The 15470-nt window shown below is 73.0% G+C and carries 13 protein-coding genes; 3 read left to right on the forward strand and 10 right to left on the reverse strand.

The genetic code is table 11. The annotated features are described in order from the left end of the window. The first annotated feature begins 129 nt into the window (after positions 1–129). The 3 genes from ABZ135_RS21550 to ABZ135_RS21560 all read left to right on the forward strand — a co-directional run bounded on the left by ABZ135_RS21550 (position 130) and on the right by ABZ135_RS21560 (position 4429). On the forward strand, positions 130–2475 hold the full coding sequence (locus ABZ135_RS21550) for a polysaccharide lyase 8 family protein (protein ID WP_356697839.1): 2346 nt from the start codon (positions 130–132) through the stop codon (positions 2473–2475). Positions 2476–2629: 154 nt separating this feature from the next. Next, the gene (locus ABZ135_RS21555; protein ID WP_356697840.1) at positions 2630–4213 is read left to right on the forward strand and encodes an acyl-CoA carboxylase subunit beta; all 1584 of its coding nucleotides are present in this window, start codon (positions 2630–2632) and stop codon (positions 4211–4213) included. Positions 4214–4228: 15 nt separating this feature from the next. Continuing rightward, complete coding sequence (locus ABZ135_RS21560; RefSeq protein ID WP_356697841.1) at positions 4229–4429, forward strand: acyl-CoA carboxylase subunit epsilon; 201 nt, start codon at positions 4229–4231, stop codon at positions 4427–4429. A 71-nt stretch (positions 4430–4500) separates the two neighbouring features. Here ABZ135_RS21560 and ABZ135_RS21565 read toward each other — a convergent pair whose 3' ends face one another. From ABZ135_RS21565 to ABZ135_RS21610, 10 genes are all read right to left on the reverse strand, one after another. Further along, a complete protein-coding gene (locus ABZ135_RS21565; protein WP_356697842.1) occupies positions 4501–5973 on the reverse strand; it encodes a protein kinase in 1473 nt (490 codons plus the stop codon). Continuing rightward, complete coding sequence (locus ABZ135_RS21570; RefSeq protein WP_356697843.1) at positions 5960–6949, reverse strand: PP2C family serine/threonine-protein phosphatase; 990 nt, start codon at positions 6947–6949, stop codon at positions 5960–5962. The genes ABZ135_RS21565 and ABZ135_RS21570 overlap by 14 nt, the downstream gene beginning before the upstream one ends. Next, on the reverse strand, positions 6946–7734 hold the full coding sequence (locus ABZ135_RS21575; protein ID WP_356697844.1) for a hypothetical protein: 789 nt from the start codon (positions 7732–7734) through the stop codon (positions 6946–6948). Before ABZ135_RS21575 ends, ABZ135_RS21570 begins: the two co-directional genes overlap by 4 nt. Positions 7735–7781: 47 nt before the next feature. Further along, entirely contained in the window at positions 7782–8660 is an 879-nt protein-coding gene (locus ABZ135_RS21580) for a hypothetical protein (protein ID WP_356697845.1), read from the reverse strand. Continuing rightward, a complete protein-coding gene (locus ABZ135_RS21585) occupies positions 8638–9114 on the reverse strand; it encodes a hypothetical protein (RefSeq protein WP_356697846.1) in 477 nt (158 codons plus the stop codon). Before ABZ135_RS21585 ends, ABZ135_RS21580 begins: the two co-directional genes overlap by 23 nt. Continuing rightward, entirely contained in the window at positions 9104–10366 is a 1263-nt protein-coding gene (locus ABZ135_RS21590; RefSeq protein WP_356697847.1) for a serine/threonine-protein kinase, read from the reverse strand. Before ABZ135_RS21590 ends, ABZ135_RS21585 begins: the two co-directional genes overlap by 11 nt. 134 nt (positions 10367–10500) lie before the next feature. After that, the gene (locus ABZ135_RS21595) at positions 10501–11082 is read right to left on the reverse strand and encodes an ATP/GTP-binding protein (RefSeq protein ID WP_071269896.1); all 582 of its coding nucleotides are present in this window, start codon (positions 11080–11082) and stop codon (positions 10501–10503) included. After that, on the reverse strand, positions 11063–11629 hold the full coding sequence (locus ABZ135_RS21600) for a DUF742 domain-containing protein (RefSeq protein WP_356697848.1): 567 nt from the start codon (positions 11627–11629) through the stop codon (positions 11063–11065). The genes ABZ135_RS21595 and ABZ135_RS21600 overlap by 20 nt, the downstream gene beginning before the upstream one ends. Before the next feature lie 93 nt (positions 11630–11722). Continuing rightward, positions 11723–12136 (reverse strand): roadblock/LC7 domain-containing protein, encoded by a 414-nt coding sequence (locus ABZ135_RS21605; protein ID WP_128978734.1) that lies wholly within the window; start codon positions 12134–12136, stop codon positions 11723–11725. A 10-nt stretch (positions 12137–12146) separates the two neighbouring features. After that, positions 12147–15371, reverse strand: a complete 3225-nt coding sequence (locus ABZ135_RS21610; protein WP_356697849.1) for a nitrate- and nitrite sensing domain-containing protein — start codon at positions 15369–15371, stop codon at positions 12147–12149. Positions 15372–15470: the final 99 nt, after the last annotated feature.

Here is a 15470-nt window from a genome sequence, read left to right on the forward strand (position 1 = left end):
GGCGGGGGGCACGGGCCCCCCGCGTAGAAAGCGCTTCCAACCCTCGCGGTCGTGCTCATTGATTGCGTTCGGAATTCGCTGCTACACCAGGCGCCGACCGGTCTCCACCACCCCTCCCGGGAGGCTCCCGTGCCCGTCCCCGCCTGGTCCCGCCGCACCTTCCTCACCACCGCCTCCGCCGCCGCTGCCGCCCTCGCCCTCGACCCCCTCGCCCTCGACCCCCTGGCCCACGCGGCGGAGGCGGACGCGTTCGAGACCCTGCGGCGGCGCTGGCTCGCCATCCAGCTCGGCTCCGGCTACGACGCCGGGGCCGAGCCCTACGCCTCCCGGCTCGCCGAGACCGGCGACCTCGCCCGCACCTTCCGGGCCACGATGGCCCCCACCGCCACCTCCCTGTGGCCCGGCCACTCCTTCGACCCGCCGTCCGGCATCACCCAGAGCTACAGCCGCCTGTGGACCATGACCCAGGCGTACGTCGAGGAGGGCACCGGCCTCACCGGCGACCCCGGCCTCCTCACCGACGTCCTGCGCGGCCTCGACCACCTCGCCGAGCGGATCTACCACCCCGGCACCACCCGCTACGGCAACTGGTGGGAGTGGCAGATCGGCTCCCCGCGCCTGCTCATGGACATCGTCGCCGCCCTCCACCCGCTGCTCGGCCCCGAACGGATCGCCGCCGCCTGCGCGGCCGTCGACCACTTCGTGCCCGACAGCCTGCTCGGCTCCTACACCGGCACCTCCACCGGAGCCAACCGCGTCGACCTGTGCCGCTCGGTCGCCCTGCGCGGTGTCCTGGGCGCGAACCCCGCCAAGATCGCCCTCGCCCGGGACGCCCTCTCGCCCGTCTTCCCGTACGTCACCAAGGGCGACGGCCTCTACGCCGACGGCTCCTTCGTCCAGCACACCTGGGTCGCCTACTCGGGCACCTACGGCCAGGTCATGCTCGACGGACTCGGCCGGCTCTTCAGCCTCCTGGCCGGCTCCGCCTGGGAGGTCACCGACCCCCACCGGCAGATCATCCTGGACAGCGTCGAGAAGGCGTACGCGCCCCTCATCTACGACGGCCTGATGATGGACAGCGTCAACGGCCGTGCCATCAGCCGGGGTTACCTGAAGAACGACGAGCGGCGGATCATGCGCTCCGACCACTTCCACGGTCAGGGGCTCATCGCCGCCATCGCCCTGCTCGCCGGCGGCGCGAGCCCCGCCGAACGGGACCGCTGGCACGCGCGCGTGAAGGGCTGGATCGAGCGCGACACCGTCTCCCCGATCCTGACCGCCCGCCAGTTCGGCGTCGCCGACCTCGCCCGCCTCCACGCGGTCGCCGGCTCGGCCGTCCCCGCCGCCCCCGAACCCGCCGGGCACCGGCTCTTCGCCTCGATGGACCGGGCCGTGCACCGCCGCCCCGGCTGGGCCGCCAACCTCTCCATGGCCTCGGAGCGGATCTCGTACTACGAGTGCGGCAACGGCGAGAACCCGCGCGGCTGGCACACCGGCGCCGGAATGCTCTACTGGTGGACCCGGGGCCAGGGCGGCCAGTACACCGACTGGTTCTGGCCCACCGTCGACCCCTACCGGCTGCCCGGCACCACCGTCTCCACCAAGCGCCTCGCCGACCGGGCCGGCGGCGAGTGGGGCGCCCCCAAGCCGGCCGTGAAGTGGGTCGGCGGCGCCACCGACGGCGAGTTCGCCGCCGTCGGGCAGCACCTGAAGGGCCTCGGCTCCACCCTGGAGGCCCGCAAGTCCTGGTTCTGCGCGGCCGACGCCGTCATCTGCCTGGGCGCGGGCATCACCGCCCGGGACGGCGTCGCCGTCGAGACGATCGTCGACAACCGCTGTCTGGGCGAGAACGGGAGCGCCTCCTTCACGCGGGGCGACGGCTGGGCGCACCTGGCCGGCCACGGCGGCTGGGTCTTCCCCGGCCCCGGCGGCACCGAGCGGCTGCGGACCCTGCGCGAGGACCGCACCGGCGCCTGGAGCGACATCAACACCACCAGCTCCACCGAGCGCCGCACCCGCCGCTACCAGACCCTCTGGTTCGACCACGGCACCGATCCGACGGACGCCTCCTACGCCTACCTCCTGATGCCCGGCGCCTCGCCCGGCACCCTGGCCGCCCGCGCCGCCGACCCGGGCTGGCTGCGGATCCTCGCCAACGGCGCCGACCGGCAGGCGGTCGCCGTCCCGTCCCTCGGGCTGACCGCCGCCAACTTCTGGCAGGCCGGTACGGTGGACCGCCTCACCGTCACGGCGCCCGCGAGCGTCCTGCTGCGGCGCGGCCGCTCCACGGCGACCCTGCGGGTGAGCGAGCCGCCCCGGTCCGGACAGCCGCTGGAGCTGCGCTGGGACCGGCCGGTGCGGGCCGTGCTGTCCCACGACGCCTCGGTGGAGGTGCTCGGCACCGGCGCCTCGCTGCGGCTGCGGATCACGCCCGGTACGGCCGGTGCCACGCACGGGTGCACGCTGCTCGTCTAGGGCTTATGTGGAAACCCTACAATGCGCTGGGGTGTCCGTCTGTCGAGTCGCCCTGGTGGGGTGACGGTTCTGTCCGGCCCCACCAGGATTCGACACGCGAGACTGTACGGAGTCGACGGCGGGGTTTTCCCCACCGACTTCGTAGGGTCGGTACATGACCGTTGTGGACCAGATCCCGAGCGAGCCCACTGACGCCCGTGGCCGTGTGGCCGAGCTGCACGAGCTGCGCGAGCAGGCTCGGCGTGGCCCGAGTGACCGAGCGACCGAGGCCCAGCACGCCAAGGGCAAGCTGACCGCTCGCGAGCGCATCGAGCTGCTGCTCGACCCTGGTTCCTTCCAGGAGGTCGAGCAACTGCGCCGCCACCGCGCCAGCGGCTTCGGCCTGGAGGCCAGGAAGCCGTACACCGACGGTGTCATCACCGGCTGGGGCACGGTCGAGGGCCGCACGGTCTTCGTCTACGCGCACGACTTCCGGATCTTCGGCGGCGCCCTCGGCGAGGCCCACGCCACCAAGATCCACAAGATCATGGACATGGCCATCGCGGCCGGCGCCCCGCTGGTCTCCCTGAACGACGGCGCCGGCGCCCGCATCCAGGAGGGCGTCTCCGCCCTCGCGGGCTACGGCGGCATCTTCCAGCGCAACACCCGGGCCTCTGGCGTCATCCCGCAGATCTCGGTCATGCTCGGCCCCTGCGCCGGCGGCGCGGCCTACAGCCCCGCCCTCACCGACTTCGTCTTCATGGTCCGCGAGACCTCGCAGATGTTCATCACCGGACCGGACGTCGTCAAGGCGGTCACCGGCGAGGAGATCACCCAGAACGGCCTCGGCGGCGCCGACGTGCACGCCGAGACCAGCGGTGTCGCGCACTTCGCGTACGACGACGAGGAGACCTGCATCGCCGAGGTGCGCTACCTCCTGTCGATGCTCCCGCAGAACAACCGCGAGAACCCGCCGACCGCCCCCTCCGGCGACCCGGCGGACCGCCGCTCCGACGTGCTGCTCGACCTCGTGCCCGCCGACGGCAACCGCCCGTACGACATGCACAAGGTCATCGAGGAGCTCGTCGACGACGGCGACTACCTGGAGATCCACGAGCGCTGGGCCCGCAACATCATCTGCGCCCTGGCCCGGCTCGACGGCCAGGTCGTCGGCATCGTGGCGAACCAGCCGCAGACGCTCGCCGGTGTCCTGGACATCGAGGCGTCCGAGAAGGCCGCCCGCTTCGTCCAGATGTGCGACGCCTTCAACATCCCGATCATCACCCTTCTGGACGTACCCGGCTTCCTCCCGGGCGTCGACCAGGAGCACGGTGGAATCATCCGCCACGGCGCGAAGCTGCTGTACGCGTACTGCAACGCGACCGTGCCCCGGATCTCGCTGATCCTGCGCAAGGCGTACGGCGGCGCGTACATCGTCATGGACTCCCAGTCCATCGGCGCCGACCTGACCTACGCCTGGCCCACGAACGAAATCGCGGTGATGGGTGCCGAAGGCGCCGCCAACGTGATCTTCCGCAAGCAGATCGCGGAGGCCGAGGACCCCGAGGCCATGCGGGCCCGCATGGTCAAGGAGTACAAGGCCGAGCTGATGCACCCGTACTACGCCGCAGAGCGCGGTCTCGTCGACGACGTCATCGACCCCGCCGAGACCCGCGAGGTACTGATCAAGTCCCTCGCGATGCTCCGCACCAAGCACGCCGACCTGCCGTCCCGCAAGCACGGCAACCCGCCTCAGTAAGAGGAGCCCACCGAAGTGACCACACCTGCCACAGCCGGCCTTCTCCGCGTCGAGAAGGGCCACGCCGAGCCCGAGGAGCTGGCCGCCATCACCGCGGTCCTGCTCGCCCGCGCCGCCGCCACCCCCGCCGAGTCCGCCCACCACGGCCGCTCGACGGCCGGCTGGCGCCGTCTGGAGCGCGAGAACGGCTTCCGCGCGCCGCACAGTTGGCGCTGACGCCCCGCAGCACGGCGAGAAGGGCCGGACCCCGGTACGAGACCGGGGCCCGGCCCTTTCCCATGGGGCCGCTATTTCCAGAGGCTCTGGATCAGCAGGATCAGACCCCAGACCACGGCGATGAGGACACCGGCGGCCAGGGCGGCCACCGTGCAGCCGAGCGCCATCTCCCCGTTGGTGGCGGGCTTCGGGGCGGCCTTAGGGGCGGCCTCGGCGTTCACCCTCGGGGGCGGTGAGGGCTCCGGCTCCGGCTCCGGCTCCGGTTTCGGGGGCTTGGGGGCCGGTTGCGGTTTCGACTTGGAAGGCGGCTTCGGCTTCGGCTTGGGGGGAGGGGCGGAGGCGGCCGGCCCCGAGGAGGACGCCGAGGTGGAGGAGGACGCCGAGGAGGACGCCGAGGAGGACGCCGAGGTGGAGGCGGAGCCGCCGGACCGGGCGGCCGACGGCCGCGTCCCGGCCCGGCCGTCCACGAACGGGTCGCTCTGCCCGGCCCGCGTCCGGGCGCACCACGGGCACTCGGCCAGATGTCCCCCGTAGTGGTGCTCCGGTACGGCCGCGCAGACGGCCACCGTGTCCCGCGCCTCGTCCAGGACCTCCAGCCACTGGGCCGACGAGGGCCGCCGGGCCGGATTCCGCAGCCCCGGCCCGAACGCCTCCCGGGCCAGCCGCAGCACCCCGGGCGGCTGCACCTCCGGCGGCAGCAGCCGGGCCGGCACCCGCACCCGGTCCGGCTGGACGAGGAAGGAGGTGCCGGCCAGGATGTTGTCCTTGCGGGTGGCCTCGGCGGAGCCGTTCAGCGGCGCCCCGTCGAAGGGGTGGTTGCCCGCGGTGAGCAACTGGTAGACGAGGACGGCGAGCGCGAAGTCGTCCGAGTGCCGGGTGGCCTGCTCCCCGCGGTGGCGCTCGGGCGCCGCGTAGTCGTCGGTGAAGACGTCACAGCCGAAGAACTCGCCGGTCATGGTGTCGGTGAAGGCGAACGAGTCGCAGTCCAGGAGCGTGACGTAGCCGCGCGGGTCGATCACGGCGTTCCGGTCGGACAGGTCGCCCACCACGAAGCCGCGGTGGTGCAGTTCCGCCGTCATGTACGCGAGGTTGGACGCGACGCCGAGCAGGAACCGCCAGTGCGCCCGCCCCGCGAAGCGGCGCAGCCGGACCTGCTTCTGGAGCACCCCGTTGAGCGGGGTCTGCACCGTGAGGTCCACGAGCGGCATGCCGTACCCGACGGCCCGGCCGCCCGCCTCGATCAGCTCGACCGGCCACACCAGCATCGGCGGCTGGCCGGGGGCGAGCCGTTCGCCGGCGAGCGGGTCGGCCCGCAGCATCGCGGCGAGCCGGCGAAGCTGGGCGTCGTCGGGCACCCGGTCGTAGATCTTGCCGGCGAGGTCGGCCCGCTCCCTGAGCGCCCACACGCTGCCCTGCCCCCCGGTGCCGAGCGCCTTGCCGGCGCGGCTGATCCGGGTGCCGTCCCCCAGCGTCAGGTCGACGCCGTCGGTGAGGCCCGGGCCGTCGGTGAAGTCGTCGGTGGAGGAGCCGTCAGTGGTCGTCATGTCGTATCGCCCACAGGAGGGTCTTGTCGTCTCCGGTCACACGGGTGATCTGATCGGAGGCGAGGAAGTCGGACAGTCGGCGGTCTTCCTCGTCGTGGTCGTAGTCCGACCGGCCGAGGCGGTCGAAGAGATGCCCCAGGAAGGCGTCGTGGGGCAGCGGCGGCCCGGCGGGAGCCCGCCGCAGCAGCGCCTGCGTCAGCCCGTCCGTGGACAGCAGCACGCCGTCGATCCCGTCGTCGCGGACGCAGTCCACCCGCAGTTGGCCGAGGGCGGTGGGGGAGCCGAGGAAGACGGTCTCGTTCGCGTACTCGCTGCCGGTGTGCGCGCGGGGCAGCAGATGGTACGAGGGGGAGGCCGCGCCCTCGCGGACCCCGCGCTCGGTCGACCCGCGCTCGGTCGCCCCGCCCGTCCCTGCGGTGCCCGTCCCTGCGGTGCCCGTACCTGCGAAGCCCGGGCCGGCCATGCCTGAGCCGGTCATGCTCGCGCCGGTCATGCCCGAGCCCGCGGAGCCCGCGCCCGTGTCGCCCCCACCCGGGGCGTCCACCGGAGCGGCCCGGACGAGGACGAGACCGTCGCCGACGGATGCCTGCCCCAGCCAGCCGTCGGCGGCCACGACCACGGTCAGCGTGGTCGCGTACGGCCCCGGCGGCCCCTCGCACCAGCGCAGATACCGGGCCCGCACCTCATGGAACGCCTCGGTCATCCGCTCCCGGCACAGCCGCGCGCCGCCGATCCGCCGCCACGGCGCGGCGACCGGCGCGAACGCCTCCACCGCGAGCCGTACGGCCTCCCGCGCGCCCTCGCCGGACCGGGGCGCGCTGCCCGCGCCGTCCGCCACCGCGAGCACCAGGCCGCCGGGGGTCTCCAGGCGGTCCCAGGCGTCCTGGCAGGGCGTGTTGTCCCGGATGTGCCGGTAGCCCGTGGAGCTGATGCCGTGCACCCGCCACCGGGACGGCGGCCGGTCCGGGCCCCTCACGCGGGGACCTGCCCGCCGCCGCGCCGGCGCTTCAGCCGGGCGAAGATCTCCTGGAACTCGGCCTCGGCGGCGCCGCCCTGGGTGGCCCGGGCGCTGTGCGACATCGCGGTGAGCAGCTCGGCGAAGGGGAAGCCGTCCAGCCAGGCGTGGTAGTGCGGGGCGAGCTCCTTGAGCACCTCCTCCGCACCGGCGTGCCGCTCGCCCACCCCGACCGCGAAGAGCCGGAACCGCTGCTCCCGCTCCGCCTTGCGCAGTTCCGGCAGCAGGTCCCGGTACTTGTGCGAGAACCGGCCCTGCTCGTCGCTGGGGGCGCCGTCGGTGACCACGCAGATCTGCGGGCGGTAGTAGGTCAGCCCCTCGGCGCGCAGGCCCGCCTTGTAGTCGGTGACGACCTCCATGGCCAGGCGCAGGGCCCGGTCCAGGAGCGTCACGCCGTGGGCGCGCAGCACCGGCGGGCGGAATTCGTTGGCGGGGACGAACGGGCTGTGCGGCCACTTCGGCGCGACGGCGCCGAGCGGCGTGGCGCCCTGCCAGACGGTGATGCCCTCCACGCCCCCGAACGTGATCACGGCGACGTCGACGGCGGCGCTGAGCGCCATGTCGTTGGCCAGGCTCTCCGCCCAGGAGGTGAGGGCCTCGTTGAGCGCGCCGATGGCGCCGCTCTGGCTCAGGGACGAGGAGGTGTCCAGACAGAGCAGGAGCGGCAGCCGCTGGGCACTGTCGAACTCGAAGCCCATGTACGGCACGGGGAGCGGGGCTTCGTCAGGACTTGCGGTGGGAAACACGGCTACTCCGTGGAGCGAAGGACGGGGACGGGGTGTCGCGCGGTGGTTCAGTGGAGCGGGCCGGCCAGGAGCAGCGGCGGTTCGGAGGCCGGGGCGGCGGGGGTGACCCGGACCAGGTCGCCGGGGCGGGGGTACGCCGAGGCGGGGCCCAGCCAGCGGGCCCGGCACAGGGCGCCCTCCCACTCCACGTACCCGTCGGGCCGCAGCCACGTCGCCGCGCTGACGACGATCCGCTGGCCGGAGCCGAGGGCGAGGGTGCCGCCCTCGACGGCCGGACCGGCGGGGGTGCGCGCGGTGCCGGCCGAGACGGTCGCGGCGGGCGGGGCGGGGCGGTGGGCCTCGGAGGACTCCCGGGCCGGGGCCTCCGCCCCCGGTTCCGCCTCCGGCCGCGGCTCCGGCGGGGGTTCCGTCCGGTGGGGCAGGAGGGAGGCCGTCGCGTCGAGCACGTTGTTCAGGAGGGCGCGCGGTCCGGCCATGAGCCGTTCGACGTCGTCCCGGAGCAGCCGGGGCGGGTGCGGCGGTACGGGCCGGCCGCCGCGGTACGGGTCGGAGCCGGCCGCGCCGGAGCGCGAACGCCCGTACGCCCTCCGGGGATCGGGCTCCCGGGCCCCCTGCCCGTCCGCGCCGCGCTGCTCGGACCGGCTTTCCTCCGGCCGGCGTTCCTCGGGCCGGCGTTCCTCGGGCCGGTGGTCGGGGGACCGGCGTTCGGCGGACCGGCGTTCGGCGGGCCGGCGTTCCCCGGAGCCGGGTTCCTCGGGGCGGCGCCGGTCGGGTCGTTCGGGGTCGTCGGCGGACCGGCGGGGGCCCGAGATCCAGGAACCCGTGCTCGCCCACAGGACGACGAGCAGCGCCGCCATGGGCACCACCGCGACCGCGAGCACGAAGGCCGCCGACTCCACCGCGTCACCCCCGCGTGGCGAGGTCATCGTCGCTCCGCAGAACGAATCCGAGGTCGTGGCACTCGCGCAGCAGCCGCACCGCCCGGTCGAGCAGCAGGTCAAGCGTCGCCGCGAACCCGGTGACGGACAGATGGGCGACCAGGGGCAGCGCGAGGACCGCGGAGAGCAGCGGTTCGTCGCTGCGGGCGTCCCCGAGCACGGCGGCCGGGGTCACCTCGTGGGCGTTCCAGGCGGTCGCGGCCGCCGCGGTCGGGGCCAGCCGGTCCGGCGGGACGAGCGTCCCGTCGGTGACGGCCACCACGAGCGAACCGGCCGCCGGGCTGATGTCCACGGTGAGCCGTGGCCCGGACGGGCCGCCGGCCTTGGTCTCCAGATACAGCGCGCCGTCCTCGCTGTGGACCTGTTCGCCGCGCCGGCGCGCCCAGGCGCGGACCAACGACTCCCAGCCGTCGCGCAGTTCGACCACGGGCTCAACGGGCATGGTGCAGAACCGCCTTCCGGATCAGGGGCCGGGACATCCCCGACGCGAGCAGTCGCGCCGCGACCGGGCGCAGGGCACACCCCTCGCCGGCGGCCGGCGGCACCGGCACATGGCAGTGGTGCGGAGGATCGGCTACGGGCACGGTGCGGGCCCGCGGGCTCCCGGAAGGCGACCTCCCGGCCGGCCCGCCCGACGAACCCCCCGACGAGCCTCCCGGCGAACCGCCGGATCCAGCCAAGGAATTCCGCCCGGAGCCCGGCCCGGAACCCCGCCCGGAGTCAGCCCCGGAAGCGGCGTCACCCGGCCCGGAACCCGCCTCCGCACCCGCCTCCGCACCCGCCGCCGGACCAGACTCCGGGCCCGCCTCCGGCGTGCGGTCCCGCGCGGGCGGGGCGGTGGGCGGCGCGGCGGAGTGCTCCCAGCGGACGTCGCGGAGCGCCGCCATGATCTCCTCGGGCGCGGGGCGTTCGGCCGGCGCGGCCGCGAGGCAGGCGGCGACCACGTCCACGAGCGGACGCGGCACGCCGGTGAGCCGGGGCGGCTCGCCCTGGTGGATCCGCAGGCTCGCGGCCAGGCCGTGGCCGAACGGAGGATGGCCGGTCGCCGCGAAGACGAGGACCGCGCCGAGCGCGAACACGTCGACGGCGGGCGTCGGTTCGTCTCCCTGGAGCTGCTCGCGCGGCATGTAGCCGTGCGTGCCGAGCGGCGAGCCGGGGATTGTCAGCCCGCGCGTGACACCGGCCGACCGGGCGATCCCGAAGTCGATGAGCCGCGGCTCCCCGCCCTCCAGGATGATGTTGGTGGGCTTGAGGTCCCGGTGGATCACACCGTGGGCGTGCACGTCGGACAGCGCCTCGGCGAGCATCCCGCCGAGCTCCGCGACCCGCCGCTCCGGTAACGGCCCCCGCGCGCGGACCTGGGCGTCCAGGGTCGGGCCCTCCACGTACCGGGCGGCGAGCCAGAGCGGCGGCCGCACCGTCTCGGCGGCGTACACCGGCAGCGTGTACGGGCTGCGCACCCCGAGCAGGGCGTCGACCTCGCGGTTGAACCGCACCCGGATGTCGTGGTCGTCGGCCAGGTCCTTGCGGATCACCTTCACCGCGAGCCGGAGCCCGGCGGGCGTACGGCACAGATAGACCTTGCCCATCCCGCCCCGGCCCAGCGTCTCCTCGATCGTGAACCGCCCGATCCGGCGCACGCCGTCCGGCACCTCCGACGCCTCCGACGCGTCCGACGAGTCCCACCAGCCCATCCCCACACCCCCGGGTCCGCGTACAACGTACTGGACGCGCCGCGCCCCGGGGGCGGTTTCACCGGCCCCGGGCACACGCCGAAGGCCGCGCTCCCGGAAGGGGAACGCGGCCTTCGGACGAACGCCGGGGACAACTACCGCAGGCGGGCCATGAGGGCGTGCTCGACGAGGGTGATGAGCGCGCTCTTGGCGTCCGCGCGGTGGCGGGCGTCGGTGGTGATGATCGGGGTGTCGGGGCCGATCTGGAGGGCCTCGCGGACCTCGTCCGGGGTGTACGGCTGGTGGCCGTCGAAGCCGTTCAGCGCGATGACGAAGGGGAGGCCGGAGTTCTCGAAGTAGTCGACGGCCGGGAAGCAGTCGGCGAGACGCCGGGTGTCCACGAGGACGACGGCGCCGATGGCGCCGCGGACCAGGTCGTCCCACATGAACCAGAAGCGGTCCTGACCGGGCGTACCGAACAGGTACAGGATCAGGTCCTGGTCCAGGGTGATACGGCCGAAGTCCATGGCGACAGTCGTCGTCGTCTTGTCGCCCGTGTGGGTCAGGTCGTCGATGCCCGCGGAAGCGGACGTCATCACGGCCTCGGTTCGCAGCGGGTTGATCTCCGAGACCGCGCCGACGAACGTGGTCTTGCCCACGCCGAAGCCACCCGCCACCACGATCTTCGCGCTGGTGGTTGAACGGGTCGCGCCGCCGCTAGAGCTTGCGAAGTCCACTGAGCACCCTTTCGAGCAGTGTCACGTCTGGCTGACCGCCGGCGGCCTCGTCGCCGCCGGGCTGGTGGATGGCGACAAGTCCGGCCTCCGCCAGGTCGGCGACGAGAATCCGGGCAACGCCGAGGGGGATGGAGAGAAGTGCCGAGATCTCCGCGACCGACTTGATCTCGAAGCACAGCCGGCAGATCCGCTGGTGCTCGGGCAACTGCCCCTGCAGCCGGGCCGGATCGGCCGTGGTACTGACCAGCGCCTCGATGGCGAGCTGGTAACGCGGCCGGGTCCGGCCGCCGGTCATCGCGTACGGACGCACGAGCGGGTTGTGCCCGCCCGTGGCGCCCTGACCACCCTGGCGGCGTCCCGGCGCGGCGGAGGCGCTGGGGGACCCGGCGGGCGCGGACTGGCTCTGCGGCTGCTGATAGGGCTGCGACACGCCCTGTCTGCTCGGAGCGGAGGGAAAGTTGAAGCGGTTCTGCGCGGTGTCGCCGCCCAGCGGCGCCTGATGCGCGTCGAAACCGTTGTAAGGGCTTCCGCCCGGGGGTGTACCCACGTCTCCTCCTCCGACTGCCTCGCGATCCCATGTCCCTTGGAACCGCGCCACCGCACCCTACGGTGCGGTGGCGAGAAACGCACTGTCTGTCTGTTAGTTGAGAAGACTTCCCTGGAGTTCCGCCCGCAGGTCGGGGGTCAGGACGCTTCCCGCGCGGTCGACGAGCAGTGCCATCTCGTAACCCACGAGACCGATGTCGGACTCGGGGTGGGCGAGCACGGCCAGCGAGGAGCCGTCCGAGATCGACATGATGAAGAGGAAGCCGCGCTCCATCTCCACGACGGTCTGGTTGACCGCACCGCCCTCGAAGATCCGGGACGCGCCCGCGGTCAGCGAGGTCAGTCCGGACGCGACCGCCGCAAGCTGGTCGGCGCGGTCCCGGGGGAAACCCTCGGACATCGCCAGCAGGAGGCCGTCGGCGGAGACCACCACCGTGTGGGACACCCCGGGGGTGTTGTCCACGAAGTTGGTGATCAACCAGTTCAGATTCTGCGCCGCCTGGCTCATCGCGCTCACACTAACGCTCCTGGTTGTAGGTGTTGCCCGGGCCGAGGCCCGATCCGTTCGTGTCCGTACCCCCGCTGCGTCCCTGCTGGACGCCGCGGCGCAGGTTGCTCAACCTGCCCCGCACGTCCTCCGGTGCGCGGGAGACCTGTGGGCCGCCCTGCGGGGTCTGCTCCGCGGCTCCCTCGACCAGGTTGGCCTTGGGGACCCGTCGCGGAAGGCCGGAGGGGGTGACCCCGCCCGCCTTCGGGTCGCGGAGCTTCTCGGCCCGGGACCAGCGCTCGTCGTTGGCGGAGCGCCACTCCCCGGGGCCGTCGGCCTCGTCACCCGCCGGACGCACGGTCTGGGCCGGCGGCGTGGACTGCGACGCCTGCGGGGTCTGCGGCGCCTGCGGGGCGACGCTGCCGCGGCGCGGCAGACCGGAGTCCGTCAGCGCGTGGCCGGTGTCCGGGGTGGAACTCTGCGGGGCACCCGGACGGTCGAAGCCTACGCGGTCACGGTCCTGTTCGGGAGCGGCCTGGGCAGATTCCGATTCCGTCTCGAACTGCTGCCCGTAGCCGTCGCCGTAGCCGCCCTGCTGCTGCCAGTCCCCCTGGTGGGGCTGGGTTTCGTAGCTGTTCTGGTACCCGTTGTGGCCGCCCGCGCCGCCATCGTACGAGGCTTCCGCATATGCCTGCTCGCGGTAACCGTCGGCGGGCTGCTCGTAGCCCTGGTACCCCTGCTGCGGGTAGCCGTAGGAGTCCTGGCCCTGCCCGTAGTCCTGGGCGTACTCCTGGCCGTACTCCTGCGCCTGCGGGTACTCGGCGGAGTGCTCCTGCGCGTACTCCTGCCGGTGCTCCTGCGGTGCGTACGTCTGCTGCCCGGAGGCGTCCGTCTCGTCCCGGTACAGCGGGCGGTCCTCGCCCTGGTGCATCTGGGCCTCGAGCGCCGCCCGGCGCTCCTCGCGCATCAGGGAGCGGTTCACCGGGTCGAGCTGCCGGTCGTCGCCCTGCTGCTCGTAGCGCGAGTCGTCGAAGCCGAGTTCGGCCGCGGTCCGCATCGGCTGCGCCTGCGGCTCGAAGGCGTTCTGCGCCTGCTGCGGGATCATCTGCGAGACGGTGAAGTCGTCCTGCAGCGGCTGCTCGCCGCCACCGCCGTGCGTGATCGCGTCCGGCAGCATGACCAGCGAGGTGGTGCCGGCCTGCTCGCCCGAGGGGCGGAGCTGGACGCGGATGCCGTGCCGGTCGGCGAGGCGGCCGACCACGAACAGGCCCATGCGCTGCGAGACGGCGGCGTCCACGGTGGGCGGGTTGGCCAGCTTGTGGTTGATGTCCGCGAAGTCCTCGGCGGTGAGGCCGATGCCCTTGTCGTGGATCTCGACCATGACGCGGCCGTCGGGCAGACGGGTCGCGGTCACGCGGACCTTGGTCTGCGGGGAGGAGAACGTGGTGGCGTTCTCCAGGAGCTCGGCGAGCAGGTGCACGAGGTCGGTCACGGCCTGGCCGTGGATCTCGGCGTCCGGGACGCCGGCCAGCTCGATGCGCTCGTACTGCTCCACCTCGGAGGAGGCGGCGCGCATGACGTCGACCAGCGGGACCGGCTGGTCCCAGCGGCGGCCGGGCTCCTCGCCGGCGAGGACGAGGAGGTTCTCGCCGTTGCGGCGCATACGGGTGGCCAGGTGGTCCAGCTTGAAGAGGTTCTCGAGCTGGTCCGGGTCGGCCTCGTTGTTCTCCAGGTCGGTGATGAGGGTGAGCTGGCCCTCGATCAGCGACTGGTTGCGGCGCGAGAGGTTGGTGAAGATCGCGTTGACGTTGCCCCGGAGCATGGCCTGCTCGGCGGCGAGCCGGACGGCCTCGCGGTGCACCTGGTCGAAGGCGCGGGCGACCTCGCCGATCTCGTCGCGGGAGTCGATCGGGATGGGCTGGACCCGGGTGTCGACCCGGCCCGGCTCGGTGCGGGACAACTGGTCGACCAGCATCGGCAGGCGCTGCTCGGCGATGCCGAAGGCGGCGGTGCGCAGCTCGCTCATCGAGCGGCTCATCTGGCGGGCCATCATCCCGGCCAGGATGAAGGCGGTGAGCAGGGCGATCACGACGATGCCGCCGATGACCCAGGCGTCGGTCTGGGCGTCCGAGGAGATCTCGGCGGCCTCGGCCACGGCCTTGTCGACGAGCTCGTGCTCGACCTCGGTGTAGCCGTCGAACTTGGCGGTGGCGACGGCCATCCAGGTCTCGGCGGTGATGCCCTGCTGCTTCAGGTCCGCGAGCGCGTCGGCATCCTTGGCGGAACCGATGAGCTGGGCCACACCGGTGTAGACGGAGCCGTCGCCGCCCTTGGGCAGCTCGACGCCGAGCGCCGCCATCTTCTTGGAGCCCTCGGCGGCCTTGCCCGCCATGACCTCCTTCAGGCGCTCCACGTCCGCCTCGGTGCCACCGGACTGGTACTCGCCGAGGGCGATCTGCTCCAGGTAGTTGTACGAGTTGAACGCAACCGACTGCTGCGCGAAGACGTCGTCCTTCTTGGAGGGACGGACCAGGAGCTGGGTGCCGATCGACCGCTGGAGGGACTCGGCGGCCTTCGCGAGCTGGATCGCGTAGACCGTACGGCCGTAGCTGGTGATGTTGCCGGTGCCCAGACCGAGCTCGTTGGAGAACTCCATCAGGTAGTGCTGGACCTCGGTGTACTTGCGCTGGGTCTCCACCGGGTCGAGCGCGCGGGTGTAGGCGACCTTGCGCAGCTCCGTGAGCTTGGGCTCGGCGTTCCGGAAGAGCCCGAGGCGGCGCTCCAGGCCCTGTCCGCTCGGCAGGTTCCTGGCCGCCTCGTCGAACTTCAGCTTGGCGGCGTCGGTGGCCGCGTACGCCTGGGTGACCTCGTCGCTCTCGCGGTCGCCGGCGTCCTTGGCCTTCAGCAGCGGAGCGGCCGTGAGGTCGCGCTCGTTGAGCAGTGCCTGGCTGTAGTCCGAGGCGGCGCGCACGATGAGCGCCGTCTTCTCGGCGTCCTGGGCCTCCTGCCAGGTGTCGATGGCGATCTTCACCTGGAAGCCGCCCATGACCAGACCGACGAGCACGGGTATGAGGAGGATGGCGTTCAGCCTCGTGGGCACGCGCCAGTTGCGCGGGGACAGCTTGCTGGAGCTGCCCTTGCGGCTCGGGGCCGGGGGCGTCACCGGTTCGTCCACGGGGGTGAACTCCGGGCGGGACGGCGGCGTGAAGTTGCCCCGCGTCTGCTGCTCCGCGGAGCTTTCCTTGCTTCGCCTCACTCGACCAACAACCTCTCGGCGTCGGCACCTACGTTGTGCCGGTGTTTCGTTCAGGGCCGTACTACTCGGGAGTTCATGAATTGCAGCACGTGAAGGGGG

Origin of the sequence: Streptomyces sp. NPDC006339, from assembly GCF_040612775.1 — a bacterium.
In the GTDB taxonomy this organism is placed as follows: Bacteria; Actinomycetota; Actinomycetes; order Streptomycetales; family Streptomycetaceae; genus Streptomyces.